Source organism: Streptomyces sp. NPDC004667, assembly GCF_040609475.1.
In the GTDB taxonomy this organism is placed as follows: Bacteria; Actinomycetota; Actinomycetes; order Streptomycetales; family Streptomycetaceae; genus Streptomyces.
In genome coordinates this window covers 1-1637 of record NZ_JBEXKC010000257.1, presented here as the reverse complement: position 1 = coordinate 1637, position 1637 = coordinate 1, and the positions used below count along the sequence as shown (strand labels likewise).

Genomic DNA, 1637 nt, shown 5'->3' with positions numbered 1-1637 from the left:
GCCGGCCGCGGACCAGGCGGCCGCGGCGCCGTCGTCGCCCGCGTGGTCGAGGAGGACGGCGAGGGCCGAGGCGGGGTCGTCCGTATGGGAGGCCGCCTCCAGGGCGGCCGCCGTGAGCGCTGCCGACGCCAGAGCGGCCTCGGCGCGGCCGTCCGGGGAATCCGCAGCCTCCGCGGGCCCCCGCGCGCCGCCGGCGTACCGCTGGATCAGGGCCCGCCCGTGTTCCGGTACCGGGGCCACCGCCCGCAGCAGCGCGGCGCGTTCGTCGAGACCCCGGCCGGGACCGGCGAGGGCGTCGGCGGCCAGCCGGACCGCGTCCCGTTGCTGCCGGGGCAGCCACCGGTCGGCGTACCGGAAGGGGGGAAGCGGCCGGGGAGCGCCGGCCGCCGGGAACCTGCCGCCCGGGACGGGGCTCCCGGTCAGCGCCAGGTCCAGCAGGTCGGTGCGCTCCGCGGCGAGTACGGCGAGGACCGGGGGCAGGAAGACGGCCGAGGGCTCCCGCTCCAGCAGCCGGGCCACGCGGTGACCGCGGGTCGCCGGATCGGCCAGCCAGACCGCGGCGGCCTCGCCGAAGACCCCGTCCGGGCAGGTGCGCAGTGCCTGTTCGAGCCGGTCCTGGAGTTCCGGGATCCGGTACGCGCGATGCCCGAAGGAGGTGACCAGCGCGAGCAGGGGCGCGAAGTCCCCGCGGGCGGCGGTCCGGTCCAGCCACGGGCCGAGCGCGTCGAGCAGGGCGCGCGTACCGCCGCCCGGCGACAGGCCTCCCGGGCGGCCGAGTACGACCGTACCGGTGTGCGCGGTCAGCGCCTCGACGATGCGCACCGCGGTCCGCCGGGCGGTGGCGCCGCGGTCCCCGCCGCCGGGCGCGTCCCCGGCGGCGAGCAGGTTCACGGCGAGGGAGCGGACCGTGTCCCGGCTCAGGGCGGAGCAGTCCCGGGCCCGCAGGGCGTCCCGGCACAGCCGCTCCAGGCACTCGGCCCCGGTACGGCCCCCGGAGGCCGCAACGGTCGCGGCGGTCCCGGGGGACACCGCGACCGGGCCGGCGTCGAGGGCCGCGGCGAGGAGCGGCACCGGCAGCTCGTCGAAGGCGGACAGGGCCTCCTGACGTACGGGGTCCCGCTCGTTGGCCAGCCGGCCGGCGGCCAGCGCCAGGACCGTCGCGACCTCCCCCGGATCACCGGTGAGGCCCGCGTTGACGGTCAGCCGTTCCCAGACCGTCCCGCGCTCGTCGGCGTCGTTCGTGTGGAGCGCCGCGAGGAGTTCGGGGCGGGCCTCCGCGGGCGGCAGCAGCGCGAGGGATCCCCAGAGCGGCCAGCCCGTCGTGCCCTCGGCGCGCAGTACCTCGACCGCGGCGCGGGCCCGGCCGTGCCGTTCGGCGGCCGGCAGCCGGGCGAGCACCCCTTCGTGCGCACGGACGTTGCCGCGCGGACGGCCCGCGGCGACGACGGCGTCGACGAAGGCCGCTCGCCGCGCCGGTGGCACCGACCGCAGCAGCAGGCCGAAAGCCTCCCGGTGGAACCACAGGGCCCCGAGCCGGGGCAGGGACTCCGGGTCCGCCAGCCGAGGCCGTCGCCACCGCCCGCGAGCTGGCCGGATAGGGACCGGCACGGCCGGTCCGGCCACGTCGCTGGCCAGAG

At 79.4% G+C, this 1637-nt stretch carries 1 pseudogene; it reads right to left on the bottom strand.

What is annotated here, in order from left to right:
* A pseudogene (locus ABZW32_RS39870) lies at window positions 1-1482 on the bottom strand (hypothetical protein); the annotation flags it as partial.
* Between the last annotated feature and the right edge of the window lie 155 nt (window positions 1483-1637).